The sequence below is a fragment of the Pseudomonas sp. MDT1-17 genome (genome assembly GCF_054898105.1).
The window spans coordinates 3,854,518-3,879,055 of record NZ_JBUBVM010000001.1; the positions used below are offsets into that span (position 1 = coordinate 3,854,518).

Annotated in this window: 23 protein-coding genes and 3 pseudogenes; 9 read left to right on the forward strand and 17 right to left on the reverse strand. The window is 57.5% G+C overall.

The features are described 5' to 3' along the window. Positions 1-92: 92 nt before the first annotated feature. Positions 93-593 carry a thiol peroxidase gene (gene tpx, locus ACYZTX_RS17785; protein ID WP_462035178.1) on the reverse strand — a complete coding sequence of 167 codons (501 nt, stop codon included), beginning with the start codon at positions 591-593 and terminating at the stop codon, positions 93-95. A gap of 265 nt (positions 594-858) precedes the next feature. On the opposite strand from tpx, the gene ACYZTX_RS17790 reads away from it, so the two are divergent. Then, positions 859-1,284: a YciI family protein gene (locus ACYZTX_RS17790; RefSeq protein WP_462035179.1), complete on the forward strand. Its 426-nt coding sequence runs from the start codon at positions 859-861 to the stop codon at positions 1,282-1,284. Positions 1,285-1,365: 81 nt separating this feature from the next. Here the strand turns inward: ACYZTX_RS17790 and ACYZTX_RS17795 are convergent, their stop codons facing one another. From ACYZTX_RS17795 to ACYZTX_RS17825, 7 genes and pseudogenes are all read right to left on the reverse strand, one after another. Further along, on the reverse strand, positions 1,366-2,886 hold the full coding sequence (locus ACYZTX_RS17795; RefSeq protein WP_462035180.1) for a bacteriocin immunity protein: 1,521 nt from the start codon (positions 2,884-2,886) through the stop codon (positions 1,366-1,368). Positions 2,887-2,987: 101 nt separating this feature from the next. Beyond that, positions 2,988-3,263 (reverse strand): bacteriocin immunity protein, encoded by a 276-nt coding sequence (locus ACYZTX_RS17800; RefSeq protein WP_462035181.1) that lies wholly within the window; start codon positions 3,261-3,263, stop codon positions 2,988-2,990. 101 nt (positions 3,264-3,364) lie between these two features. Then, entirely contained in the window at positions 3,365-3,640 is a 276-nt protein-coding gene (locus tag ACYZTX_RS17805) for a bacteriocin immunity protein (RefSeq protein WP_462035182.1), read from the reverse strand. 150 nt (positions 3,641-3,790) lie between these two features. Next, complete coding sequence (locus ACYZTX_RS17810; RefSeq protein WP_462035183.1) at positions 3,791-4,267, reverse strand: DUF6392 family protein; 477 nt, start codon at positions 4,265-4,267, stop codon at positions 3,791-3,793. After that, on the reverse strand, positions 4,267-4,464 hold the full coding sequence (locus tag ACYZTX_RS17815; protein WP_462035184.1) for a hypothetical protein: 198 nt from the start codon (positions 4,462-4,464) through the stop codon (positions 4,267-4,269). The genes ACYZTX_RS17810 and ACYZTX_RS17815 overlap by 1 nt, the downstream gene beginning before the upstream one ends. 60 nt (positions 4,465-4,524) lie before the next feature. After that, complete coding sequence (locus ACYZTX_RS17820; protein ID WP_462035185.1) at positions 4,525-5,001, reverse strand: DUF6392 family protein; 477 nt, start codon at positions 4,999-5,001, stop codon at positions 4,525-4,527. Beyond that, positions 5,001-7,257, reverse strand: a pseudogene (locus tag ACYZTX_RS17825) (S-type pyocin domain-containing protein); the annotation flags it as partial. The gene ACYZTX_RS17820 and the pseudogene ACYZTX_RS17825, both read right to left, overlap by 1 nt. A gap of 110 nt (positions 7,258-7,367) precedes the next feature. Between ACYZTX_RS17825 and ACYZTX_RS17830 the strand changes: the two are divergent. Further along, the gene (locus ACYZTX_RS17830; protein WP_462036995.1) at positions 7,368-8,669 is read left to right on the forward strand and encodes an IS4 family transposase; all 1,302 of its coding nucleotides are present in this window, start codon (positions 7,368-7,370) and stop codon (positions 8,667-8,669) included. Here the strand turns inward: ACYZTX_RS17830 and ACYZTX_RS17835 are convergent. From ACYZTX_RS17835 to ACYZTX_RS17845, 3 genes and pseudogenes are all read right to left on the reverse strand, one after another. Beyond that, a complete protein-coding gene (locus ACYZTX_RS17835; RefSeq protein WP_462035186.1) occupies positions 8,641-9,012 on the reverse strand; it encodes a hypothetical protein in 372 nt (123 codons plus the stop codon). The genes ACYZTX_RS17830 and ACYZTX_RS17835 overlap by 29 nt on opposite strands. A gap of 239 nt (positions 9,013-9,251) precedes the next feature. After that, complete coding sequence (locus tag ACYZTX_RS17840) at positions 9,252-9,473, reverse strand: hypothetical protein (protein WP_462035187.1); 222 nt, start codon at positions 9,471-9,473, stop codon at positions 9,252-9,254. 83 nt (positions 9,474-9,556) lie between these two features. Next, positions 9,557-9,679: pseudogene (locus ACYZTX_RS17845) on the reverse strand (DUF3313 domain-containing protein); the annotation flags it as partial. A 297-nt stretch (positions 9,680-9,976) separates the two neighbouring features. On the opposite strand from ACYZTX_RS17845, the gene ACYZTX_RS17850 reads away from it, so the two are divergent. Beyond that, a complete protein-coding gene (locus ACYZTX_RS17850; RefSeq protein ID WP_461964270.1) occupies positions 9,977-10,477 on the forward strand; it encodes a peptidase associated/transthyretin-like domain-containing protein in 501 nt (166 codons plus the stop codon). Positions 10,478-10,527: 50 nt separating this feature from the next. Here the strand turns inward: ACYZTX_RS17850 and ACYZTX_RS17855 are convergent. Then, positions 10,528-10,779, reverse strand: a pseudogene (locus ACYZTX_RS17855) (DUF934 domain-containing protein); the annotation flags it as partial. A 30-nt stretch (positions 10,780-10,809) separates the two neighbouring features. Continuing rightward, positions 10,810-11,304 carry a hypothetical protein gene (locus ACYZTX_RS17860; RefSeq protein ID WP_462035188.1) on the reverse strand — a complete coding sequence of 165 codons (495 nt, stop codon included), beginning with the start codon at positions 11,302-11,304 and terminating at the stop codon, positions 10,810-10,812. A 149-nt stretch (positions 11,305-11,453) separates the two neighbouring features. On the opposite strand from ACYZTX_RS17860, the gene ACYZTX_RS17865 reads away from it, so the two are divergent. Beyond that, positions 11,454-12,146: an aspartate/glutamate racemase family protein gene (locus ACYZTX_RS17865; RefSeq protein WP_462035189.1), complete on the forward strand. Its 693-nt coding sequence runs from the start codon at positions 11,454-11,456 to the stop codon at positions 12,144-12,146. Position 12,147: 1 nt separating this feature from the next. Here the strand turns inward: ACYZTX_RS17865 and ACYZTX_RS17870 are convergent, their stop codons facing one another. The 3 genes from ACYZTX_RS17870 to ACYZTX_RS17880 form a co-directional block, all read right to left on the reverse strand. Beyond that, a complete protein-coding gene (locus ACYZTX_RS17870; protein ID WP_462035190.1) occupies positions 12,148-12,669 on the reverse strand; it encodes a GNAT family N-acetyltransferase in 522 nt (173 codons plus the stop codon). A gap of 52 nt (positions 12,670-12,721) precedes the next feature. Beyond that, positions 12,722-13,699: a LysR substrate-binding domain-containing protein gene (locus tag ACYZTX_RS17875; RefSeq protein ID WP_462035191.1), complete on the reverse strand. Its 978-nt coding sequence runs from the start codon at positions 13,697-13,699 to the stop codon at positions 12,722-12,724. Positions 13,700-13,786: 87 nt separating this feature from the next. Next, complete coding sequence (locus ACYZTX_RS17880) at positions 13,787-14,227, reverse strand: carboxymuconolactone decarboxylase family protein (protein ID WP_462035192.1); 441 nt, start codon at positions 14,225-14,227, stop codon at positions 13,787-13,789. 206 nt (positions 14,228-14,433) lie between these two features. On the opposite strand from ACYZTX_RS17880, the gene pdxR reads away from it, so the two are divergent. The 3 genes from pdxR to ACYZTX_RS17895 all read left to right on the forward strand — a co-directional run bounded on the left by pdxR (position 14,434) and on the right by ACYZTX_RS17895 (position 17,354). Then, the gene (gene pdxR, locus ACYZTX_RS17885; protein ID WP_462035193.1) at positions 14,434-15,867 is read left to right on the forward strand and encodes a MocR-like pyridoxine biosynthesis transcription factor PdxR; all 1,434 of its coding nucleotides are present in this window, start codon (positions 14,434-14,436) and stop codon (positions 15,865-15,867) included. 123 nt (positions 15,868-15,990) lie between these two features. Beyond that, the gene (locus tag ACYZTX_RS17890) at positions 15,991-16,284 is read left to right on the forward strand and encodes an antibiotic biosynthesis monooxygenase family protein (protein WP_449643310.1); all 294 of its coding nucleotides are present in this window, start codon (positions 15,991-15,993) and stop codon (positions 16,282-16,284) included. A 359-nt stretch (positions 16,285-16,643) separates the two neighbouring features. Beyond that, positions 16,644-17,354 (forward strand): ATPase, encoded by a 711-nt coding sequence (locus ACYZTX_RS17895; protein WP_462035194.1) that lies wholly within the window; start codon positions 16,644-16,646, stop codon positions 17,352-17,354. Between the two features lie 169 nt (positions 17,355-17,523). Here ACYZTX_RS17895 and ACYZTX_RS17900 read toward each other — a convergent pair whose 3' ends face one another. After that, entirely contained in the window at positions 17,524-22,425 is a 4,902-nt protein-coding gene (locus tag ACYZTX_RS17900) for an NAD-glutamate dehydrogenase (protein ID WP_462035195.1), read from the reverse strand. 502 nt (positions 22,426-22,927) lie between these two features. On the opposite strand from ACYZTX_RS17900, the gene ACYZTX_RS17905 reads away from it, so the two are divergent. Further along, the gene (locus ACYZTX_RS17905; RefSeq protein WP_462035196.1) at positions 22,928-23,281 is read left to right on the forward strand and encodes a hypothetical protein; all 354 of its coding nucleotides are present in this window, start codon (positions 22,928-22,930) and stop codon (positions 23,279-23,281) included. 294 nt (positions 23,282-23,575) lie between these two features. Continuing rightward, entirely contained in the window at positions 23,576-24,535 is a 960-nt protein-coding gene (locus tag ACYZTX_RS17910; RefSeq protein WP_008150800.1) for an AAA family ATPase, read from the forward strand. The last annotated feature ends 3 nt before the right edge of the window (positions 24,536-24,538 follow it).

The window sequence follows — 24,538 nt, forward strand, 5'->3', positions numbered from 1 at the left end:
AGCTTACGTAACAGGAGATTTATCTAAGACACTGAAGCACAAATGAAAACGGCCTGGACAGGGCCAGGCCGTTAACAATTGTAAGGGTATGCTTATTTCAGAACAGCAAGAGCTGCTTCGTAGTTCGGCTCTTCAGCGATTTCCTTGACCAGTTCGCTGTGCAGAACGTTGTCGTTTTCGTCCAGCACCACGACGGCACGGGCAGTCAGGCCTTTGAGCGGGCCGTCAGCGATGGCAACGCCATAGTTCTCGATGAACTCGGCACCGCGCAGGGTCGACAGGTTCTGTACGTTTTCCAGGCCTTCGGCGCCGCAGAAGCGAGCTTGAGCGAACGGCAGGTCAGCGGAGATGCACAGCACGACAGTGTTGGCGACATCGTTGGCCTGGGTGTTGAACTTGCGAACCGACGTCGCGCAGGTCGGGGTATCAACACTCGGGAAGATGTTCAGCACTTTGCGCTTGCCGGCGAAGCTCGCCAGGGTCACATCGGACAGATTGCCGGCAACCAGGGAAAAGGCTGGCGCCTTGGAACCGGCTTGTGGCAGTTGGCCGTTGACTTGAACCGGGGAGCCTTTAAGAGTGACTTGAGCCATGAACGGAGTCCTTCTGAACGTTGTTGTAGAGAATTTTGAAGAGGCCGAAGTTAACCACGAAATGGTCCGACGACCTATGCCCAGATACAAATTGTGAAGTCTCGCCGCACACATTGGATACAACCCGCCTCAACAGCCGTGTAGCGAGTTGACTGTCGAGAAACAAATCTGCTTTTTCGGCTATTTTCCGTAAGAAACGGTGTCGATTCAGATGACGGCCATTCGACTAGGAAGTGAATCACTCAAATCCAGCGGAGATAAGACCATGCGATTCATGATCATTGTGAAAGCCAGCCAGGATTCCGAGGCCGGTGTGATGCCCAGCGAGGAACTGATGACCGCAATGGGCAACTACAACGAGGAGTTGGTCAAGGCCGGCATCCTCATCGAGTGCGATGGCCTGCAACCCAGCAGCAAAGGCGCCCGCGTGCGTTTCTCGGGTGACCAGCGCACGGTGATCGACGGCCCGTTTGCCGAAACCAAGGAGCTGATCGCCGGCTACTGGCTATGGAATCTGAAGTCGAAACAGGAAGCGATTGACTGGGTCAAGCGCTGCCCCAACCCGATGCCCGGCACCGACGCCGAGATCGAGATTCGCCAGGTGTTCGAGGCTGAGGATTTCGGGGCTGAGTTCACTCCAGAACTGCGGGAGCAGGAAGAACGGCTGCGCGCGCAGGTGAAGAAACGCTGAATAAGCAGCGTAGGAGCGCGATCACGTCCAGGACATTTTCTTGTCATCGACGGACGTGATCGGACGCTTGGCGCTCACCCGCTAAACCGGGTACTCACGCCGATCCCTGAACATGACGTAAAGCGGGTCCAGACCTGAATCTTTCGGAAAGACTACGACATAGTCATCGAACTGAATCGCTTCAATATTGTTGATCAGCTCTAGTGAAGGCACAGGTAACGACACGAGAAATCCCAACTTGCTCTCGGGGGCTGGTGCCAACTCAGAAATGGTTTCAAGTACGCCCGGCGAAACCCAGCTAACGGTAACCGGTACTTTTGCGTCAGTCGTGAAGCAGAAAGCTTTTAGACGCTCATCCCAAACGGCCTCGCGCACTCGTACCTTCGTTCCATTGGTCGGTGTAATGGCTATCTGTAGCAGCGTCTGTATCTGTTTCAATCCTCGAGACAGGGTGCCGGGTGGAACGGAGTAGCTACCGCTGTTCATTCTGAAGCGCATGTCGACCTCAGCTTGAGACTTCGCCAGACCGTGCCAGTCCTGCCCCTCTATAGGGTGAAGTTCGGCAAGGGGCACACTTAACCCATACATCTCGGTTTCGGCACGACTGACAAACTCAAATCGCAGGACCGCTGCGTACTGACCTGTATGAGGGTCGGTTTCAGCAGTGAGCTGCCAGGTGAACTCTGCCATAGCTGAACGTATGGCTTTTTGCAGAGCCACCCAATGAGTCTCCAGTGGCTGCGACAAGGCACCGCTGAGCAAAATACTGGGGCGCACCTTGGCAAAGGCGAGGTATGCGACAAGCAGACCGGGCGCCTGAGTGGGGCCAACCCCCTCCTTATGACGCTGACAGACAAGTTGAGCCTGTGCGAGGACCAGCAATGCTTCAGCCTGAACTTGCAAGCGCTGCAGACGCTGGTTGATGGCGATCAAACTCCTTGCGTACCGTTCATGGGTGGCGCTGATCTGTTGCGCGATACTTTGCCACAGTGCCTGCTCTGACCGAGCGTCAGTCTTATTGCGCAGGGCGGCGTCCTTGGTGAACTCGACGCGCGATTTCCAGTATCTGTACTGGTGCGCAGCCTTACGCGCCTCGTACTCGGCCACTTCCAGCGCTCGGAGACTCGCCTCGCGCTCGATGATATTCACTTCATCGACCTGTTGGTCATGCTGGTGCTTGATTCGTTGCTCAAGAAGGCCAAGAGACACTTCAATCGCTTGCTCGGATGCCGCCAGTTCCGCGACGATTCTTTGAACACCTGCCAGGCTCAGAGTCGCTCGTTGCTGCGCCATTTGCGCGGGACTCAGTGGCACATACGGCATTGGCGCTCTCACAGCTACACTCTGGCCCTTGAACGCGGCCAAGCCCTGCCCTTGCCACCACTCCTTGACATAACCGACGACCCATTCAGGGGAACTCCTGTTGTACTCATCTTTTGAGTAAAACAGCAGGTCAGCACCATCAGGATGGCCGACGATACGGTCGAAATGATTGATCAGTTGGTCGTGATTCTGCTTAGGCACATCAACCGCCCAAATCCTGTTTACCAACGCCTGGAATTCCGGCTCGGTGTAATCCTTGAGTGTTGCTTTAAGTTCCATCTTTGGTTCTTCCTTGTGTCTGTGACACTTAACAGTTGCCGGGCGGAGGCATCTGCTCATTCCATCATGAGCAGATGATTTCTACGCTCTTGGTGATTGCATTATTCCGACTTAAAGCCGGGTTTGTTATTGAGTGCACGCCAGTCTTTGACTTCCTTCAAGATGCCTTCGGGGCTGTCTTCCTGGCCTTCCTTGGGGTAGAAAATGACGTCTGAGCGGCCTGGGTGTTCGGTGACCGATTCAAAATGATCAAGGAGCTTATCTCTATAAGCCTCCAGTGCCCGCCCTCGCAGACCGCTAGTCTGGTGGAAGAACTCTCCCAAAAATAACAAAAACTCCGGCTCGGTGTAATCCTTGAGAGTTGCTTTAAGTTCCATCCTTGGTTCTTCCTTGTGTCTGTGACACTTAACAGCTGCCGGACGAAGGCATCTACTCATTCCATCATGAGCAGATGGTTTCTACGTTCTTATTGATTGCATTATTCTGACTTAAAGCCGGGTTTGTTGTTGAGTGCGCGCCATTCTTTGACTTCCTTCAAGATACCTTTGGGGCTGTCTTCCTGGCTTTCCTTGGGGTAGAAGATGACATCTGAACGATCTGGGTGCTCGGTGACAGCCTCAAAATGTTCGACGCGCTCAATCATGTACTTATCAAACTCATCTGCTGTTAAATCCTCCCCGCCATCAAAAAACTCTCTAAGGAAGTCCAGAAATTCAGACTCTGTGTAGTCCTCAAAACGCTTTTTAAACTCCATCATTCAGTTCCTTTACCATGTAGAAGAATATGTCACTTAGGCGTCATAACCAAAGCTAAGAAGGTGATAAATCTATTTTTTTCTAGGCACCTGCTCATTCCTTATGAGCAGGTGCACACGACTCGCTTACCGAGGGTTTAACGCTGGAGATTATTCATGACCTTTATCAATCAACGTAAAGACTAGCGTTTTGACTTCCATCGAAGCAGCGTATTGAAATACAACCTTAACATTGGGATATGCAGTTGAATCTAATGCATAAGACCCCCACCCACCAGTCATCCCCATTGGTTGAGGCATTTTAGTTGGCCCCTTAAACTCGATCGCCCCCCCAAACAATGCCCTAACGTCGCTTTGCATCATGTGCAACCTATAGGGTTCCGGCATTTCGCCCGTATATAGGGTGATTCCAGGTATTGTCTCCATACAAGTGATAAAAATTTTTTCTAGCCTTTTGGTCTCAGCCCAAAAACTGAGTTCCACGCCCGGCACAGGCTCAACATCCAGCCAATCTCTGCCTGGATACAACTCTTGCAGAGGGTGATCGGGAATAACACCATCAATAACCAACGCGTTATAAGACTGGCCGAGCCCTTTAATCCAACGATCTATGGTAATTGCGTCCATCAGTACCACCCCTGCTCTTTGCTCAAAGAATGTAACTGTTCAAGGGCCCTCTCGAAATCAGTTTCTGAAACGCCCTCCTCTACCAGTCCTTTCTTTATTGCCTGAAAGTTATTTTGCACCGCACTGAAAATATCCGAGGCATCTTTTGCCCGTTTTTCCTTAGCAAAAGGTGACAGATCTATTTTTGGGCTAGGCACCTGTTCATTCCTTATGAGCAGGTGCACAAGACTCGCTCAACAAGCTTTTAACGCTTGAGATTACTCATGACCTTTATCAATCAACGTAAAGACCAATGTTTTTACTTCCATCGATGCAGTGTATTGAAATACAACCTTCTTGCCGGGATAGATGAGGGGGTCCAGCGGATAGGATTCCCAGCCACCTGTCTGCCCCATTGGTTCAGGCATTTTTATAGGGCCTCTTGATTCCATCGGATCGCCAAAAACCGCATGTACATCTGACTGATTCATTTTTGACATGTAAGGCAGTGGAAGCTGACCTTCATATTTAGAGGTTGAGGGTGTTGTTTTTATGAGTGTTACGAAAAGGCTTTCAAATTGCTTGGTCTCTGCCTGAAAAGACAAGGCGATACCTAGCTCAGGGTTGATATGTAAATGATCGCGGCCCGGATACAACTCCTTCAGCGGCTCAGTAGGGACTATTCCAAGTGCGACCAAGTTGTCATGCGTCTCCCCGAGGTTATCCATCCATTTTTCAACGTTCATAGTGTTCATCAGTACCATCCTTGATCATTGCCAAGTTTATGCAAACGCTCTCGCCCCAACTCAATTTCTGAGTCTGTATAACCAGATTCCAAAAACCCTGGCCTCAGTGCATCAAAGTTTTTGTCCACGGCCGCTCGTAAGTCGATCGCATCCGCCTCCTGTTTCCGTATGCTGTTGCGCCCCCCATAAGTTTCACTGTATTTCCTATGAACTACTGAAGGGATCGCAATGCTGGGTGCCCGTCTTAAAAAGTCTGATAACTCCTCAGGGCCTATGTCTGGCCAAGAATCGACAATGTATGCCTCCAACGCCTTCCTAGAAGGAATATGGTCAATATCCAACCCATCTCCCCTGCTCCGTCCACTGAGTTCGTTATACGGCCCGACCTCCAGAGGCTCCACCGGCGGCCCGACGAATACCAGCCCCGGCGAAGGCAATTCCATATCCCCCGGATACCCAGGAATACTGGCACCGATCTGCCCTTCGTCAACAGCCGGAAACGTCTCGTTTTGCGGTAGGACCGGGATGGCCGGTGCGCCGGGATAAACCGCTGGAATCGGCGGTGTGATCGGCGAGGTCGTTGGCCCGGGATGTTCAATGCCTGGCGGAACCAAAGGGGTCCAGGTACCGCCACCCACGGGACGTATCGGCCAAGGTAGAACCACCGGAATGATCCCCAGTCGACCTTGGGTGCTTTGCGGTGTGGTGATGCTTATTTTGTCGAGATTGAACGGGTTCGCACCGAGTTCTGCCTGCTCCTGATAGCGCAGTTCGAATTCACGCCGTTCACCGACCCAGGCACTTTTCGGCGCGTAGGGTGCAAAGCCTTGTTCGATGCGTTTTTTGTTCACCTCATCGAATTTGGCGACAAGCGCCTGGTGTTCGCCAACCGTACGCCACAGCGCCTCATCGAAGGCGCTGAACGACGGGATTTCCCGGCCACGAAACTGGTCGCCGATCTGCACCGGAATGGCCGCACCCTGGGCATGGCTTGCTGCTTTCCACCAATCATTCGCAGCAGGTTGACCGGTCCCGGTGACGATGCCTGAGCCGATTGGCGACAGGTTGAAGGACATGTAGATCGGCGGGAGGCCCGGCACGCAAACGATGCAATCCTGAATGCGCAGGTCGACGCCTGCCGGGATGTCCTGGATCTGCGGCGTCATCACCGCCAGGCAGGCCTGACCGGAAGTGGTCACCTGAGGTATGGACTCGGGTGTGAACTGCAGGAGTCGTGGCGGTGAACCCGGGAACTCGGCGCTGTAGATGCCGGTCAGCGGGTCAAGTACGGCATTGATGACCGGTACACGAGCGTCTACCTCACCACCGGTGTTGGTGACGACAATCGCGGTACCTTCCGGTACGGCTTCGGGTTTGAGCCTGTACGCCACCTCCGCTGAACCGCCCGCATCTGCGATTGATTGCAGCGCCCGACTGTCAGTAAGGCCCAGCGCTTGGGCGGGAATGCCAATGCCCTGGAACAAACGCCTGCGTTGTTCCGCAATCAACTCGCCATTGCCAAGGGTTGGCGAATAAATCATTGCAGTGATAAATACTGGCCCCGTCCCTGGCTACGATGCGTCCGGCATCGATGAGGGAGTCGATGGCAGCCTGGACAGCCCTTTCAAGTGCAGCGGCGAAGTCTTGCGCAACTAACACGCTTTCTCGAGTCAAAAACATTCCGCCAGCGGTCACCGAAGTTACCGGCGCCGTCAGCGTATTGGCCTGCCTGACCCGTTCAACCCGCACGTCTTCATCGACTTGCTGCTTGAACCGAACTCGCGCTTCACGTTGCTCGGCGTACTGACGCTGGGCTTCCCAGATGGCCTCCCGCTCACGCCAGACAATGGTCTGCTCGGCGTGATGCTCGGCCAGTGCATTGGATCTACCCGTGAGGGCATTTATCTGTGCCGATAGCAGTCGAGCTTCATGGGCTGCGGTATAGGCGTTTTCCCAGGTCTGCTGGCCGTGAACGAGCGCCTCGCCGAACTGCTCCAGTCGGGCCTGGTAGTCGTGCAACGTGCGGGTAAGTGGATCGTGCCCATCGAATGATCGGGCAACCGCGTTCTTTGCGTTTAGTTCTGCGTTTTTACGGGCGATGAGCCCATCGATTCCGTTTTTTTCTTTGGTGATGTTGTGAAGCTGCAAGCGCTCGCTCGAGTGGCTATCGGGCGGTCGTCGCACTGCCAGGACCTCCTGCTCCAGGGTGGGTGCAAGTTGCGCGGACCGGGCTGCAAAACGTTGGTCTACTTCTGCTCTCACAGCCAGCCCTTTCAAGGTCTTCGTTTAGAATCTCCCAAAACTCCAGTCAGGGCGACGAGACGATGTGGGAAGAGGTTTTAGCGCGGTTCGAGAAAAAAGCACCGGCCAGTGTCATGGCCAAATTGGTGTTGGAGCAGGCTGTTACAGCTGAGTGGGTCGATCAGGTGTTCGAAGAGCATCGTCAACGACAGTACCCGCGTGAGCTTTTATTTTCGACCATCGTTGAGCTTATGTCCCTTGTTTCACTGGGTTTGCGGCCGTCGCTACATGCCGCCGCACGGCAGATGGATCTTCCTGTCAGCTTGGCGGCGCTCTATGACAAGGTCAGCCGCACAGAGCCTGCGCTGCTGCGCGCCTTGGTAGCCGGCAGTGCACAACGTTTGGCACCGACGATTGAAGAGTTGGGCTGTTCGGCCATTTTGCCTGGCTGGCAACTGCGGGTCGTTGACGGCAATCACCTGCCTTCCAGCGAAAAACGTCTGAGCGCTTTGCGCCGTGAACGAGGCGCCGCCCGGCCTGGTTTTTCGGTCGTGGTTTACGACCCTGATCTCGACCAGGTCGTCGATCTTCAGCCCTGTGAAGATGCTTATGCCAGTGAGCGCGTCGGCGTGCTGCCGTTGCTGGAAAACGCCAGTAGGGGCCAGTTGTGGATGGCTGATCGGCTCTATTGCACGCTCCCGGTCATGGAGGCCTGCGAAGACGCTGGCGCTTCTTTCATTATTCGTGAGCCGAGTAAGCATCCGCGCCTGCTTCAGGAAAGCGACTGGCAAGAACCTGTCGCGGTCGAGGCGGGAAGCGTGCGCGAGCAAACCATCGAAGTGAAAGGCGGACGTCAGTGGCGGCGTGTTGAACTGAACCTGCAAAAAGCTACCGAATCAGGCGACACCATGCTGTTGTTCTGGAGCAACTTGCCCGACACCATCACCGCTGAGCAAATCGCCGATTTGTATCGTCGTCGCTGGAGTATCGAAGGGATGTTCCAGCGCCTGGAATCGGTGCTGGACAGTGAAATCGAAAGCCTGGGCAACCCCAAGGCGGCTCTGCTGGGATTTGCCGCGGCCGTGTTGGCTTACAACGTTTTGTCAGTACTTAAGCGCAGCGTTGAACAGGCTCATCGCCAGACGCAACCAGAGGGATGGGAGGCATCGATTTTCCATTTGGCAGTGCAAGTGCGCAGTGGTTATGAGGGCATGCAGATCGCGTTACCGTCGGATTATCTGTCACTTCAATCGACCTCAGAAACGCTGGCACAGCGCTTGTTGGCGCTGGCAAGGAATATCAAGCCCAAACAGGTTGCCAAAAGCATACGCGGCCCCAAAATCGCCAAGCCCAAGGAGTGGTTGGAGGGAAAGGCTGCGAATGCTCATGTGTCGACCGATCGAGTGCTCAAAGCCCATAAAGGGAAAACACCTTGAAAGGGCTGGCTCTCACAGCGGCATGACGCTGCGCCAGCCCCGCGAGTTGTTGATGCCGGGCCTGCGCGCGAGCCTGTTCCTGCGCTTGTGCAGCGGCGGCCTGCGCTTGTGCCGCCTCGGCTTGCGCCTGAGCTGCTGCTTGCGCGCTCGCTTGTTCCTTTGCCTTACGATCAGCTTCTATGGCCCGCTTTCGGGCTTTTTGTTTTCTTTTGCTGGTTTTACCAAAGCCGCCTGAAACCCCACCGCCGCCGGAGCCGCCACCAGAACCACCACCCGAAGAGGGCGGTCCGGATCTGATGACAACGCTCCCTGATGATCCATCGTTAAATGTGTGTTGTGCCATACAGTCACTCCTTGTCTGTAGGGCACAGCATGTCGATGGGGCGGTGGTCAGGTGCGGTACATAGTTATAGGGGTGGATTTATATCGAGGGTCGGCACGCTGACAAATCGCATCCGACGGGTTTGAAGGATTCCCCCCTTCGACTGGCGAACCCGGCGTTAGCTGCTAGCTTCAACAGACGTGTCCTACAGGCTTTCAAGGAAAGAGATTGCGCAGTAACGAGGGAATCAGCACTCGCCCCTATCCGGACAGCGGCTCCAGCACCGGTGAAATAGCAGGCCACAGTTCACGCTGTTCACCGGGATCAACGTCACCTTCGGCGAATGAGGACTTGATATGCACGTTGCAATTCGCGCAGCCGGTTTCAGCCTGATGACCATGTTCGTCAGTTGCGGCGTTGGTGCTCAGGAGCTTGATACGCGGATCGGCAAGATCGCAATGGAACGCGAACTGCCGGCCCATGAATCGATCGCCAGGCAGTTTTATCGGGGAGTGATGCAGCCCTCGATGATCGTTCCCACTGCGTGGGAACGATCATGCGAAACCTACTTGGACTTGAGCTTCAAATACGACTGATGCAGGTCGGAGGCCCAGCCATCGATCACACCTTTCACATCATCGGCCTTCATCACCTGAGACTCGTTTTCCAAGGGTTTGCCAGTGCCTTTGCACAGTGCGTGCATTTGAAAGACGCCGGGCATCCGGCAAAGCTACATCGAGCTTGAACGTCACGATCAGTCGGTCCTTACCCAACGCGGCGGCATCAATGTTCGGTGGTGTGCTGCAACAAAATGCCTTCCGCCACCACACCACATTCGACTCAATCGAATTAACTCGAAACTCAAATAGTGGCGCACTGCCATTAGTGCTAAAGTCCGCGCCCTGCAATCTGTCCCAATAATCACCACGAGGCGACATGAAGCGTGCCTCGGCCAATGACGGCAAACCGGTCTCAAGGATCAACAATGAAAGCTCTCCGCACACTGTTCACCGTTACAGCCCTGGCCGCCACTCTCCTGACTTCGGGCTGCGCAAGCATCGTCGGAGACAGCAAGTACCCGGTGAACGTATCGAGCACCCCAAGCGGTGCCAACTACACCATCACGAACAAGGCCGGTGTCATCGTGCATAACGGTTCCACGCCCAATACCGTGACGCTGCCTTCAGGTCGTGGCTACTTCAAGGGCGAGGCCTACACCATTACCTTCAAGAAAGAAGGTTATGCCGATGCCAGCGCCACCCTGGAAACCAGCATGAGCGGCTGGTACTGGGGCAACATCGTGTTCGGTGGCCTGATTGGCATGCTGGTCGTCGACCCGCTGACTGGCGCGATGTACAAACTGCCGGAGGGCGCCGCGGGCAATCTTGGAAACCCATTGGCCGCTGAAGCGCCAAAAAACCTGACACTGCTCGAAATCGATCAGCTGTCACCTGACACTAAAGCAGCCCTGGTACGCATCAACTGACTGCGCCCGGCGCATCCTGCCGTAAAAGATGCGCCCTCTTCGTCGACGGTCTACTTCCGTCGGCGAAACAACGGCCACGGCTCAATCACCGAACGCCCATACAACACGCTCATCCCCGCCAGCCCCTTTAGCGCATCTTCAGCCGATTTGTCCTCACGCACAGCAAAACTGTCGAACCCACATTGACGCATGTGGCTGAGTTGATCGCGCAGTACATCGCCGACCGCACGCAACTCGCCCGTCCAGCCCAATCGAGTGCGCAGCAAGTACGCCTGGCTGTAACCGCGGCCATCACGGAAACTCGTTGCTGCGCGTGGGAACGATCAGTGACCTCAACCGCGCTCGCGAGGAATCAAACTCTGCAACTGCTGCGCCAAAAAATTCGCGTCGAACGCAAACGTATCCGGATCTTTCAAGCCATTGGTCTTGCGCCATTGCCAGCTATTGGACGGCGGCAGGCACACCAGCGAAATGCTACCGTAGCGCGCTGCCGTGAGGCCCATCACGGCCAGTGAAATCTGACCACCGGCCCCCATCACATCCGGCACAAACTCCACGGGTTTGCCGGCTATCACAATCGTCAGCTTCTCGGTCTTGAACGTCGACGTCTCGACCGGCACGCTCGGTCCCGAGGCGACATAGACTTCGCGGGTCACCTCCAGCAGATTCGGCGTCTGGACCGGCTCCAGCCATTGCTGGATCTGATCGAACAGCTCACCAATGCGCGTCGCCCATACGGCCGATTGCGACTCGAACAGTTGCTTCTTGTGCGCTTCGCTTTCTGCGTAGTGGCGAAGCATCTCACCCAGTTGCTGTACGTCGTCCATTGCGGTGTTCCTTTGTTGAAGCGGTGCTGCGGACTTTGAGCATGGCAGATGCGCGCGGCCGGCGTACGACTAAAAGCGTGAACGGTATTGGCTGGGGGTCATGGCAAGGGCATGCTAAAACAAAGGTTTGCCATCAACAGGAGCACGACATGCGCACCATCGGCCTTATCGGCGGCATGAGCTGGGAGTCCAGCGCCGAGTATTACCGCCTCATCAACCAGCAGGTACGCGACCGGCTCGGGCCGTTGCGGTCGGCGAAATTGCTTATGTACAGCGTCGACTTCGGGCCTGTCGAACAGGCCCAGCATGCGGGGCGCTGGGACGATGCAGCGGCGATTCTGGTGGACGCGGCGCAGCGGTTACAGGCCGGTGGTGCCGAGTGCGTGGTGCTGTGCACCAACACCATGCACAAGGTGGCCAGGCAGATTCAGGCAGCGATCGACATTCCATTCCTGCACATCGCCGATCCAGCCGGTCAGGCTGCCGTCGATACGGGTGCGCTGAAGGTTGGATTGCTCGGCACAGCGTTCACCATGGAACAGGACTTTATGAAGGAGCGCCTCACGTCGATGGGACTGACCGTGCTGGTGCCAGAGACCGATGAACGTCAGGCCGTCCACCGGATCATCTATGACGAGTTGTGCGTCGGGGTGATCAGCGAGGCGTCACGCAAGGTGTATCAGCAGGTGATCGAATCACTCACCCGACGCGGCGCCCAGGCGATCATCCTCGGCTGCACGGAAATCGGCCTGCTGATCAAACCCGAGCACAGCGCCCTGCCCTTGCTCGACACCACCGAACTGCATGCGCAGGCGGCGGTGGCGTTCGCGTTGGGCGAGTGACTCAACCGGCCTTGGGCGTGCGACGCAGGCGCGCCATGCTCAAGGCATCCACCAGCACGCCGTCACGCACGGCGTAGTCGCGAAACAGCCCTTCCGTTTCGAAGCCGAACTTGCGGTAAAGCCCGATGGCGGCTTCGTTGTCGACGTAGACCGAAAGCTCGACCCGTTGCAGGTTCATCCAGTTGTCGGCGGTGTCCAGCGCCGCCGTCAGCAGATTCGAGCCAACGCCCTTGCCCTGCCAAGCCGTCGCGACGGCCATTCCAAGATTACCGGCGTGGCTGCGACGGATCCGGGAAAATTGCTCCAGGCCAATGTTGCCGATGACCGTCCCTTGATGCAGCGCCACCAGCTGCACCACACGCTCATTGTCCGGCATCAGGCGTTTGCGCCAGACCTCGGTGGACTGAAACGGCATTTGCAACACCTGCCGGGTAATTGCCGGGTCGTTGTAGAGCGCGGTAATGCCGTCGAGGTGGGATTCGTTGAAACGTTCGAGGGAGATGACAGCGTCAGTGGCGGGCATGGGTGATTCATCCTTGATACAGACATGGCCGCTTACTCTATACCGCCGAGGGTTATTCGAACCATTCCCGCCGTTCACTGAAGGTGTTCTGGATCAGCTCAACGATCATCTGCACCTGCGCTGAACCCTCGGATTCAGCGTTGACCGCCATCCACACCTGGCGCTGCATCGGTTGGCTGAACAGCCCCGGCAATTCAATAAGGCCGCGATCGAAACGGCTGATGTATCCGGGCAGCAGGCCAATGCAGGCGCTGCATCGAATCATCTCCAGCATCAACTCATAGGAATGCAACTGCACCACCCCGGCCAGGCGTTGGTCCACGAGGGCATTCCATGGCCGAAAACTGTCGACCTGGCGGTCATGCTGCCATTGCACCAGCAGGAAATCCGCCAGGTCATCGAGGCTGTCAGGGCGGGACGCGACCCGTGAATAGCGTTTGGCGATGTGCGGCAGGTAGTCGAGCCGTGCCAGACGTTGGGGCTCGCTAACGGCAAAACTCGGGCCTGGCAGCGGTGAACCGGTGCCGGCCAGCCACAGCACCACATCGGCACTGACCGCTTGCAGGGACAGTTCGCTGTCGAGGGTAATGATGTCCAGACGCACGCTGGCGTTGCGCCGCAAGAGAGCAACCAGGTCGCGACCGAGAATGTCATGCAGGATCGATTCGGCGACGGCCAGGCGAATCAACGGCTGTTCGATCACCGGCACGTCGCGCTCGTGGGCCAGGGCAATCAACTGCGATTGCAGCTGCAACCCGTCATGACTGAGGGCAACGCCATTCTCTAAATGGCTGAACAGCGAACACTGCAGTTGCGCTTCAAGCTGCGCCAATTGTTTGCGCAGCTGAGTGGCCTTGATGTTCAGACTGCGGGCCGCCTGCATGAAACAGCCGCAGCGCGCACTGACCCGAAAGGACTGCGCCAACACCGGATCGATCCCTGCCGCCAGTGTGCGCCAGGATGCGGTTTTTTCTACGGGCGAGCGGTACTGGGCAACTTGCTGACGACCTGTGGTCTCCATGAATCGCATCGCTGACTCCCTGTCGATCTGTCCTTGAAAGCCTCATCCTGCGCAGTGTTTATGAACCTGATGTGACACTCGGGGTGGAAAATCGATTCAGCCTCCAGGGGTTTGTCGAAAACTCACCGCGAGCCGATTCCAGCTGTTGATGGTGGTGACGGCGATGGTCAGGTCGACGATCTCGCCTTCGCTGAACTGCTCCCGGGCCACTGCGTAGACGTCGTCTGGCACGTGGCTTTCAGAGAGCAAGGTGACAGCTTCGGTCCAGGCCAGCGCCGCACGTTCTCGCGCATTGAAGAAGCCGCTGTCGCGCCAGACCACGATCGAATACAAACGGCGGTCGGTCTCGCCGAGTCGCCGGGCATCTACCGAGTGCATGTCGGTGCAGAAGGCGCAGCCATTGAGCTGCGAGGCGCGAATCTTGATCAAATGCAGCAAGGCCGGCTCGATGCTGAGGTTGCTGGTCAAGGCCTCCATGGCAATCATCGCTTTCATCGCCTTGGGCGATGCGCTGTAGTAATCCAGGCGGGCGTTCATGGAGTGACCTCGTGGATCGGATGTGTGCCCCTCAAGGTAGGCGTTGATACGCTGGCGTTACAGATCCAATTCTGCGAAATACCCGTTGACCACTGAGGCACCAGACCAATCGGAGGTTTTTCGCCCACGCAACTTATGCGCAGGCGCTCATGCGGGTAATCTGGCGCGACGCACATGCGCCTCAATTGCCCAGGAGCCTCGCCGGTATGGAACTTCACGTTGTCATCAACGGCCGCAAGGACCTGGCTGGCCAGTTGTACAACCAACTGCGCAGCGCCATCGAATCCGGCCGTCTGGCAGCCGGCACGCAGCTCCCGCCCAGTCGTCTACTGGCTGAACAACTGGGCATTTCCCGCAAGACCATTTCCGACACGTACTCACAACTGACCTACGAAAACTTCCTCACCGGGGTCATCGGCAAAGGCACCTACGTCAACGCCCGGACGGCGAAAATCACCCGTAAACAGAGCCATTCGGAACTGGCCAGTGCCGAGGTCATCGAGTCCTGGCGCAACCTTCCGGTGTTTCTGCGCCATCCGACGCTGGAAAGCTCGTTGCGCTACGACTTCATCGGCGGCGCCACGAGCAAGGGCCAGTTTCCCCAGGATGACTGGCGGCGCTGCACCTCTCACGCCTTGCGCCAGATCGCCGCGTCCAAGGGCTTCTACAGCCTGCCCGCGGGCCTGCCGGCGCTGCGCAACGCGATCGCCCGGCACATCGCGTTTTCTCGCGGGGTTAATTGCCAGGACGAAGACGTGGTGGTGTGCAACGGCGCGCAACAGGCGCTGGACCTGATCTCCCGGGTGCTCACGCGTCCCGGCAGCATTGTCGCCATGGAAGACCCCGGCTATCCGCCCGCACGCCTGTTGTTCGGTACCCACGGTGCCACGGTGATCGGCGTCCCGGTGGATGCGCAAGGCATTCAGGTGGACAAGATCCCCCTCGGCACCCGGCTGATTTACGTCACCCCGTCGCACCAGTTCCCGCTCGGCATGCCGATGAGCCAGGCGCGCCGGGATGCGCTGCTGGAGCGGGCCCATGAGTTGGGGGCGATCATCATCGAGGACGATTACGACAGCGAATTCCGCTACGAAGGCCGGCCCACCGACTCGCTGCAAAGCATGGACGAGCGCGGCATCGTCGCCTACGTCGGGACCTTTTCGAAAACCCTGCTGCCGGAGCTGCGACTGGGTTATGCGATCCTGCCGCCGGCGATTCTCGAAGCCGTCATTCGCGCCAAGCAGCTTACCGATCTGCACACCTCCACCTTGCCCCAATGGGCGCTGGCCAAGTTCATCGCCGAAGGCTGCCTGCTCAAGCACATTCGGCGCTGCCATACGATCTATGCCGGACGCCGCGAACGAATCCTCGCGCGCATGGCCGGCGACCTTTTCCCGTGGCTCGAGGCGGTCCCGACCACAGCCGGGTTCCACATGGTGGTTATGTGTAAAGTGCCTATCGATATTTCATTGGTGATCGAGCTGGCCAAAAAGGTCGAAGTCGGGGTGTATCCCATCGATAGTTTTTTCTACCAGCAAGCGCCACAGGCCGGGCTTTTCCTGGGTTTTGGCGCCATCGAAACCCTGGACATCGACATTGCCCTGGACCGCTTGCGGGACATTTTGCAGCAGGTCGCCTGACAGATTGGTCTGCGTTTTTATCCGGCAATTGGCTATTGGTGGTCCGGGAGTGCAGGCCTATCCTGCATAAGCGTTATCCCTCAATGGGCAGGATTCGTCCGGCCTGATTCAGGAGTGTGAGCAATGCCCTACGAAGTGATCAATACCGTAAAGGTGCAGGCCGTCGCCGGCCGCTCGGATGAACTGGGTAAGCAACTGCAAAAGATTGTCGATACCCTGCGCGAACTACCGGGCTGTGATTCCTATATGGTCGACCGCTGCCCCGAGGACGACAACCGCTGGACTGTCAGCGCCCGCTGGCAATCGGAAGCGGCCATGCAAATGCATTTCAACTGCCCTGAAGTACAAGGTTTTATCGGCCTGATCGACAGCCGCCTGGCCAACGCCGTCGATTTCAACAGCTTCCCTATCGTTTAGACAAATTAGGTCGCCGTCTTCGGCCACTCCTACAGGGCAATGGGTACCCCTGCAGAAGTGGCTGGAGGCGGTGACCTTGTTGTTTAAACGCGAGCCCCGGACGAGAAAGTGTTGATCCCATTGGAAAACTGATAGCTGAACGTACAGCCATAAATAAAAAGGCCCGAACCACCTGTTCGGGCCTTTTTATTTCCCGGCGCAATTAACCGCACACTTTTAAACCAAACAAAACTATTGGCCATCTGATAAGCGCACGAATGGGCTATTTCATTCAGCAGGCACAGGTTTAGTCTGGAATCACTGCCGACGCCCGGCAACTTTAACTTCCCGACTCAAGTTGTTTCACTGGAGAAACACCCATGAAACTTGCACTTGTCAGTAGCTTGACGATGACGGTTCTTTTAACGGGTTGTTCAATACCCACTGCACCAAAGGCTGTTTCTTCGCTCGACGGCATCTTCACCGAGCCGGTCGGGCGCAGCAGTGCCACGAGTGTCGCCAATGGCAGCAACGTGTCCTTGGGCATCGTGTACAGCCGCAACACTCAGGACAACCGCGCCTACCTTCAGGATTACCAGGCCAACGCCGGCACCGGTTTCGGCCAGAGCCTGCTGGTACAACCGATTCATGACGCCTACGTCGCCACCTCCAAACCCGACTTGGCGGTGGACTGGGTCAAGGCGTCCTTGCAACGGCAGTTTGGCTCGGTGACGGTGTACCCGGACATGCGAAGCCTCAGAGCCGCTAAACCGGACGTGGTCGCCATTGTCGACAGCCGCAGTCAATTGATGACCTCGCGCAGTTCGGACATCAAGGCCCATGTCAGCGCAGACTTCTACGACACGAATTTCAATTACATCGGTACTGCACAAGGTCATGACGCTAAAATACTCAGCCCGTTATGGGCGGACTATAAACGCAGCGAAGAGATAGTTGCCGATATTAACGAACAACAGAATGTGCAAGTCAGGGCCTTGCAGAAGTTTGACCAATCGCTCAGTAATTTATTGACCAGGCCGACAGATAAAGTGTCGATGATCGATATTAATATAGGCAAAAAGTTGTATTGAGGTTTATGACCCCTTCGCGAGCAAGCCCGCTCCCACATTGGTTCTGTGTACGACGCAAAACCAATGTGGGAGCGGGCTTGCTCGCGAAGGGGCCCGACCCGACACAACAAATCATCCAGACAAAAAAACCCCGCCTCTTCCGAGACGGGGCTTTTTATTCAACGCCTGATCAGGCAGCCGGCTCCAGTTCGACGCTTGCAGCGGCAGCGGCAGGCACTACCGCTTGACCGCTCAACGCCAGATCCAGCAACTCACGGTTGGCCACCGCATACATGGCGTAATCAGTGCCGCTGGCGGCACGGATTTCTACCAGCATGGCGCGCCAGCGTTCGATCATGCCTTCGTGCTCTTCCATCCACAGCTCGAGACGAGTTTCCACGTCCTGGGTACCGTCGCCCTGTTGCAGGACCGAGATGGTGATCGCACGTTGTTGCCAATCGACGTCATCACGGAACGCTTCACGGGCCAGGGCCTGCCAGTTGTTTTCAACCGGCAGAGCGCTGATCTGTTGCAGGTACCAGGTGATGTCCAGCGCGCTGCCCACGGCGAAGTAAGCCTTGGCCACGTCCGCAGGATTCTGGCCGGTCACGTCGGAGGCCTCGATGATCGGCAGCAGCGTGTACAGGTGCGAGGTGCCAGCCACCATGCGCGCGAGCAACTCCGGCACACCGGCTGCGACGTACGCCTGATAGCGGGCCTGCCAGTTCTCGTGGATCTCGCCACTCAGCAGTTCGTCGAGCTTGAGACCCAGATCCTTCAGATGCGGACCGAAGTGCGCGACGTCACGGGCAGCGTTCTGCTCGTTGCGACGGGCACGCAGGAACCAGCGCGTAGCGCGACGGCCCAGACGCATCAGCTCGTCCATCAGCTCCAGTTGTACGTCGGCCGACACCTGGTAGTCCAGGGCTTCGATCTGACGGAACCAGTGCGGGAGATGGAAGATGTCACGCACGATCACGTAAGCACCGGCCACGTTCGCCGGGCTCATGCCGGTCGACTCTTTTAGTCGTTGAACGAAGGTGATGCCCATGTGGTTCACCAGATCGTTGGCGATCTGGGTGCTGACGATTTCGCGCTTCAGACGGTGACGACGCATGGCTTCGGCGAACTTGCTGACCAGAGTCGGCGGGAACGCAGTTTCCATGTCGCGCATCAGGTAGGCGTCATCCGGCACCTGGGAATTGAGCAGCGCTTCCTTGAGGTCGATCTTGCTGTAGGAGATCAGCACCGACAACTCGGCACGGGTCAGGCCATGGCCTGCCGCGATGCGCTCGTTGATCGCTTCTTCAGCCGGCAGGAACTCGATGGCGCGATCCAGCTTGCCGCGGCCTTCCAGATCGTTCATCAAACGCTTGTATTCGGCAATCCGCGGCAAGGCACGACGGGCCGCCAGGGACAGGGCCTGAGTCTGCTTGTAGTTGTTGCCGAGCACCAGGTTGCCGACTTCGTCGGTCATGCTCGCCAGCAACTGGTTACGTTGCTTGTCGGTCATGTCGCCGGCATGAACCACTTCGTTCAGCAGGATCTTGATGTTTACTTCGTGGTCGGAGCAGTCAACACCACCGGCGTTGTCGATGAAGTCAGTGTTGGAACCGCCGCCATTGAGGCCAAATTCAACACGACCCAGCTGGGTCATACCGAGGTTACCGCCCTCGCCCACGACTTTGCAGCGCAGTTCGTTGCCGTTTACGCGCAGTGCATCGTTGGCCTTGTCGCCGACATCGGCGTGGCTTTCGCTGCTGGCTTTGACGTAAGTGCCGATACCGCCGTTCCACAACAAGTCCACTGGTGCCTTGAGCAAGGCGTTCAGCAGTTCGGTCGGGGTCAGCTTGTCCGCCTGAATGTCGAAGCGCTCTTTCATCTGCGGGGAAATCGCGATGCTTTTCGCGCTACGGGAGAAGATCCCGCCGCCTTCGGACATGATGCTGGTGTCGTAATCCGACCAGGCCGAACGCGGCAGGTCGAACAGGCGCTGACGCTCGGCGAAGCTGTTGGCAGGCGCAGGATTGGGGTCGATGAAGATGTGCAGGTGGTTGAACGCTGCGACCAGTTGCAGCGTCTCCGACATCAACAAGCCGTTACCGAACACGTCACCAGCCATGTCGCCGACACCGACCACAGTGATGCTGTCTTTCTGAACATTGATGCCGCGTTCGCGGAAGTGACGTTGTACGCCTACCCACGCGCCCTTGGCGGTAATGCCCATTTTCTTGTGGTCGTAACCGGCCGAACCACCGGACGCAAACGCGTCGCCGAGCCAGAAGCCGTAGTCGATGGCAATGCCGTTGGCGATGTCGGAGAAGGTTGCAGTGCCCTTGTCCGCAGCGACGACCAGGTACGGGTCATCGTCGTCATGACGCACGACGTTGGCCGGCGGAACCAGCGCGCCGTCTTTCAGGTTGTCGGTGATGTCCAACAGGCCCGAAATGAAGATGCGGTAGCAGGCGATGCCCTCGGCCGCGATCTCGTCTCGACCGCCACCCAGTGGCAGGCGCCGCGGCAGGAAGCCGCCCTTCGCGCCAACCGGCACGATGACCGAGTTCTTCACTTGCTGGGCTTTTACCAGGCCCAGGACTTCGGTGCGGTAGTCTTCTTCACGGTCGGACCAGCGCAGGCCGCCACGAGCAACGTTGCCGAAGCGCAGGTGCACGCCTTCGACGCGAGGCGAGTACACGAAGATTTCGAACTTCGGTACTGGCTTGGGCAGCTCTGGAATCTGGTGCGGGTTGAACTTGAAGCTGAAATAGGACTTGTTCTTGCCGTTCGCATCGGTCTGGTAGAAGTTGGTCCGCAGCGTGGCCTTGATCAGGTCCAGGTAGCGACGCAGGATGCGGTCTTCGTTCAACACCTGGACGTCGTCCAGCGCGCTGATGATCGCGTGTTCCAGGCGTTGCTGCTTGTCTTCCAGATCGTCTGTACCGAGCTTGCGGGCCAGGTAGAAACGGGTTTTGAACAACCGGGTCAACTCGCGAGCGATGTCGGTGTGGTTGTTCAGGGTGCTGGCGATGTAACCCAGATCGAAGCCCAGGCGAATCTGCTTCATGTAACGGGCGTAGGCACGCAGCAGCGCAACATCGCGCCATGGCAGGCCGGCGGTCAGCACCAGGCGGTTGAAGGCATCGTTCTCGGCATCCCCGCGCACGATGTGGACGAAAGCGTCCTGCAAGGTGTCGTTGAGTTGCTGGATGTCGAGTTCCAGGCCTTCAGCAGCGGTGAACGCGAAATCGTGAATCCAGAACTCGCGGCCATTGTTGTGACGCAGGCGATACGGGAACTCGCCCAGCACGCGCAGCCCCAGGTTTTCCAGGATCGGCAGCACGTCGGACAGCGCCAGCGGCGTATCGGCGTGATACAGCTTGCAGTGCAGCTCGCGTTGACCGGACACCTGACCCAGTGGCTGATAGAAGCTCATCACCAGTGGGTTTTTTTCGCTCAGGCTCAGCAAGTGCTGCATGTCGACCACAGCCGAGTGGGCTGCGAAACGCTCGCGGTAACCGGCCGGGAAGCCTTTCGGGTAGTCTGCCAGTACGTTGGTGCCATGGGCTTCGCCGAAGCTTTCGACGACCAGACTCGCGTAGTCGTCCTGCCAGCTGCGGCACGCTTGCACCACTTCTTTTTCCAGCAGAACCGGGTCGATGTCCAGACGATTCTTCGGATCGACGCGCAGAATCAGCTGCACACGGGCCAGCACGGATTCGGAGAAGAAGGTCCAGAACTCGCAGTCCGAGGCTTTCAGGCGATCCATCAGCACTTGCTGGATCTTCTGGCGCACTTCGGTGGAGTAGATGTCACGCGGCACGTAGGCCAGGCAGTAGCAGAAGCGGCCGTACGGGTCTTTACGCAGGAACACGCGAATCTTGTTGCGTTCCTGGATCTGTACGATCGACATCACGGTGCTGAACAGCTCGTCCACCGGGGTCTGGAACAGATCGTCGCGCGGCAGCACTTCAACCACCTGCGCCAGTTCCTTGCCCAAGTGAGCCTTGGCCTGGAAGCCGGAACGGCGTTCGATTTCTTCGACCTTGCGACGGATGTACGGGATGACCCGCACGCTCTCGCCATACACCGACGAGGTGTACAGGCCCATGAAACGGCATTCCTTGGTGACGTTGCCGTCGGCGTCGATGACACGGATCGACACATAATCCGGGTAAGCCGGACGGTGTACACGGCTTGGGTGCGCAGCCTTGGCGAACGACAGCAGGGTCGGTTCGCGCAGGTAGTTCACGGCGTAGTCTTCGATGCGCAGGTCATCGTAGGTCAGGCCGGTGCGCAGCAGTTTGGTCAGGCCGAGGAAAGAGTCCTGGTCGTAGACGATATGGCCACCATCGGCTTCATCGCGAACCACGAACTCTTCATAGCCGAGGAAGGTGAAGTGGTTGCCCACCAGCCATTCCAGGAAGCTTTTGATTTCGGCCTTTTCTTCTGGATCGACGGCGAACTGGCTAGTGTCCAGGCCGGTGAGGATTTCCTGGACCTTGGCTTTCATCGGCTCGAAATCGGCGACCGCGACGCGGACTTCACCGAGAACCTGTTCCAATTCCTTGCTCAGGACATTCAGTTCGGCCGAGTTGGCGCAACGGTCGATTTCCAGGTACATCAACGACTCTTGCAGAACGTCGTCGCCCTGGGTGCCTTTCGGCAGGATTTCCAGCAGCTCGCCCTTGCTGCCGCGACGCACGCTCAGCACAGTGGTTTGCAGGGTGTGGATGCTGTAGCCGCGACGGTTCAGCTCGGTACGCACCGAGTCCACCAAAAAGGGCAGATCGTGGTGCAGTACTTCGACCGCGGTGTGGGTCGACTGCCAGCCGTGGCGTTCGTAATCAGGGTTGTAGACGCGCACTTGCGGTTGCGCGTGATCGAAGCGCTCAAGCAGGCGCCACGCAGAAAGGGTGCAGCCGGCGAGGTCGGACAACCGACGTTGAGTCAGCTCGTCGAGGGAAATGATGCCGAAAAATTGTTCCGCGAACAGCGCCACTTGTGGCAGTGCCTGTTCACTGATGTGCTGGGCCAGTGCCGCTTGCAGTTGGTGCTGGAAGTCGGCTTTGCTGGCTGCGGTGAAGAACGCCATCTGTGGTACTCCGCTTGGGCTTGTTATTGATGGAAGCGTCGCGTGCAAACCCCTTTCGGGGTGATCCGTCACCCTGTTCCTGATTCTCGGGCAGAGGAAACAGGATGACAGGGGGGTGAAGCTGGACGAGACACTCAGGTCACATTCACCTTCCATGAATGGGCATCTGCAAAAACGACTGGGCCATGTAGCGCGCAATGTCTTTACAGGTGCTCATCCGTTGCGCAGCTTAACGAGTGCGGCAAGGCCCGTGCTTGCAGCGCTGCGACATATTCGGTCATCGGCACGCAGCTTGCGCCTTGTGCATCGAACAACACTAGCAGCCGCACGGCAAAACGGGGGATTAAGCCCGGTTTTACGGCACATCCGTACCAGAAATGACCAGCAACACCCCGGATGTTCACGACACATCCTCTGACACTCAGGCGAGCAGAAATTCCCGTCTGCTGGCAGAATCGCCCTTTGTTCGTCTTCACAATGCTCGTCGAGCCAGGAATTCCCCATGCAAATGACCACCGCCCTCTTGATCGTCAACCCGTGCGACGACGAAGAAGACAACATGGCCATGCTCTGCTGCCACAGCGATCAGGGCGATATGTTCCTGATGACCCGCTACCCGGACGAGGACGCGCTGGACATCACTCTCGACGGCGAGCCTTCGACGCTGGACGGCGTGAAAGTCACCCTCAGCCCTACCCGCCTGCTCATCGAAATCGCCGCCGCGGACGCCGATGCCCTCAATGGTGATGATTCGCTGGAAATCATTCACAGCACTGATGCGAGCGATCTGGCGGAAGTGGAAGAAACGTTGCAGAACATCCTAAAAGGGACTGGCACTTACATCAGCGAGCTTTAAGCCTCGGAATCTCTAGAGCCTGAACTTGCCTCTTCGCGAGCAGGCTCGCTCCCACATTGTTCGCATTTCAATCAAGCGACTCGGTCACCTGTGGGAGCGAGCCTGCTCGCGAAGAGGCCCGAAAGAACACCACCACCTTTTGCGTCCTACAAAATTCAAGCAATTTCGCCAATCATTTCCCGCACATTGCACAAAATGCCGTTAGTCGCCGCCCCCTGCGATGGATTAAAGTAACGCCCCCAGCCCTGGCGTTATTCGAACGTCTTCGGTCACCCTTTCCAGGAACAGTCATCGATGGAACATCGTGAAGCGCTGCTAGCGCTGCGAACCTTTCTTTCAACGCAGATTCTCGGCCAGGAAAAACTCATCGAGCGCTTGCTCATCGCCTTGCTCGCCGACGGCCACATGCTGGTCGAGGGCGCTCCGGGCCTGGCCAAGACCAAGGCCATCAAAGAACTTGCCGAAGGCATCGAAGCACAGTTCCATCGCATCCAGTTCACCCCCGACCTGCTGCCGGCCGACATCACCGGTACGGAAATCTATCGCCCGGAAACCGGCAGTTTCGTGTTCCAGCAAGGCCCGATCTTCCACAACCTGGTGCTGGCGGACGAAATCAACCGCGCCCCGGCCAAGGTTCAGTCCGCCCTGCTCGAAGCCATGGGCGAGCGCCAGGTCAGCGTCGGGCGCAGTACTTACGAGCTGTCGCCGCTGTTCCTGGTGATGGCCACACAAAACCCGATCGAGCAGGAAGGCACCTATCCACTGCCCGAAGCGCAGCTCGACCGCTTTCTGATGCACGTAAAAATTGGCTTCCCTGACGCCGCCGTTGAACGTCGGATCCTGCAACAGGCCCGGGGCGAAGCGTTGAACGGCGAAACCAAACCCGAGCGCCGTGTCAGTCAGCAGGCGATCTTTGCCGCGCGCAAGGAAATCCTCGGCTTGTATATGGCCGACGCCGTGGAGGAATACCTGGTGCAACTGGTCATGGCCACGCGCACCCCGGCCAAATTCGACCCGGAGATGGCCGAGTGGATCGCCTACGGCGCCAGCCCGCGCGGCTCGATTGCCCTCGACCGTTGCGCCCGGGCCCACGCCTGGCTGGCCGGTCGCGACTTCGTCAGCCCGGAAGACATTCAGGCGGTGCTGTTCGATGTGCTGCGTCACCGCATCATTCTTTCCTTTGAAGCCGAAGCCGCGGGCATCGATCAGGACCGGGTGGTCCAGCGGATTCTCGACGTCGTAGCCGTCGCTTGACCC

What these genes read in the sequence shown, in the direction of transcription:
- tpx (WP_462035178.1), bottom strand. Translation starts at nt 593, where the DNA reads ATGGCTCAAGTCACTCTTAAAGGCTCCCCGGTTCAAGTCAACGGCCAA.
- ACYZTX_RS17790 (WP_462035179.1), top strand. Translation starts at nt 859, where the DNA reads ATGCGATTCATGATCATTGTGAAAGCCAGCCAGGATTCCGAGGCCGGT.
- ACYZTX_RS17795 (WP_462035180.1), bottom strand. Translation starts at nt 2,886, where the DNA reads ATGGAACTTAAAGCAACACTCAAGGATTACACCGAGCCGGAATTCCAG.
- ACYZTX_RS17800 (WP_462035181.1), bottom strand. Translation starts at nt 3,263, where the DNA reads ATGGAACTTAAAGCAACTCTCAAGGATTACACCGAGCCGGAGTTTTTG.
- ACYZTX_RS17805 (WP_462035182.1), bottom strand. Translation starts at nt 3,640, where the DNA reads ATGGAGTTTAAAAAGCGTTTTGAGGACTACACAGAGTCTGAATTTCTG.
- ACYZTX_RS17810 (WP_462035183.1), bottom strand. Translation starts at nt 4,267, where the DNA reads ATGGACGCAATTACCATAGATCGTTGGATTAAAGGGCTCGGCCAGTCT.
- ACYZTX_RS17820 (WP_462035185.1), bottom strand. Translation starts at nt 5,001, where the DNA reads ATGAACACTATGAACGTTGAAAAATGGATGGATAACCTCGGGGAGACG.
- ACYZTX_RS17830 (WP_462036995.1), top strand. Translation starts at nt 7,368, where the DNA reads ATGGCCAAATTGGTGTTGGAGCAGGCTGTTACAGCTGAGTGGGTCGAT.
- ACYZTX_RS17835 (WP_462035186.1), bottom strand. Translation starts at nt 9,012, where the DNA reads ATGGCACAACACACATTTAACGATGGATCATCAGGGAGCGTTGTCATC.
- ACYZTX_RS17840 (WP_462035187.1), bottom strand. Translation starts at nt 9,473, where the DNA reads ATGGGCCGGCAGTTCGCGTTCCATTGCGATCTTGCCGATCCGCGTATC.
- ACYZTX_RS17850 (WP_461964270.1), top strand. Translation starts at nt 9,977, where the DNA reads ATGAAAGCTCTCCGCACACTGTTCACCGTTACAGCCCTGGCCGCCACT.
- ACYZTX_RS17860 (WP_462035188.1), bottom strand. Translation starts at nt 11,304, where the DNA reads ATGGACGACGTACAGCAACTGGGTGAGATGCTTCGCCACTACGCAGAA.
- ACYZTX_RS17865 (WP_462035189.1), top strand. Translation starts at nt 11,454, where the DNA reads ATGCGCACCATCGGCCTTATCGGCGGCATGAGCTGGGAGTCCAGCGCC.
- ACYZTX_RS17870 (WP_462035190.1), bottom strand. Translation starts at nt 12,669, where the DNA reads ATGCCCGCCACTGACGCTGTCATCTCCCTCGAACGTTTCAACGAATCC.
- ACYZTX_RS17875 (WP_462035191.1), bottom strand. Translation starts at nt 13,699, where the DNA reads ATGCGATTCATGGAGACCACAGGTCGTCAGCAAGTTGCCCAGTACCGC.
- ACYZTX_RS17880 (WP_462035192.1), bottom strand. Translation starts at nt 14,227, where the DNA reads ATGAACGCCCGCCTGGATTACTACAGCGCATCGCCCAAGGCGATGAAA.
- pdxR (WP_462035193.1), top strand. Translation starts at nt 14,434, where the DNA reads ATGGAACTTCACGTTGTCATCAACGGCCGCAAGGACCTGGCTGGCCAG.
- ACYZTX_RS17890 (WP_449643310.1), top strand. Translation starts at nt 15,991, where the DNA reads ATGCCCTACGAAGTGATCAATACCGTAAAGGTGCAGGCCGTCGCCGGC.
- ACYZTX_RS17895 (WP_462035194.1), top strand. Translation starts at nt 16,644, where the DNA reads ATGAAACTTGCACTTGTCAGTAGCTTGACGATGACGGTTCTTTTAACG.
- ACYZTX_RS17900 (WP_462035195.1), bottom strand. Translation starts at nt 22,425, where the DNA reads ATGGCGTTCTTCACCGCAGCCAGCAAAGCCGACTTCCAGCACCAACTG.
- ACYZTX_RS17905 (WP_462035196.1), top strand. Translation starts at nt 22,928, where the DNA reads ATGCAAATGACCACCGCCCTCTTGATCGTCAACCCGTGCGACGACGAA.
- ACYZTX_RS17910 (WP_008150800.1), top strand. Translation starts at nt 23,576, where the DNA reads ATGGAACATCGTGAAGCGCTGCTAGCGCTGCGAACCTTTCTTTCAACG.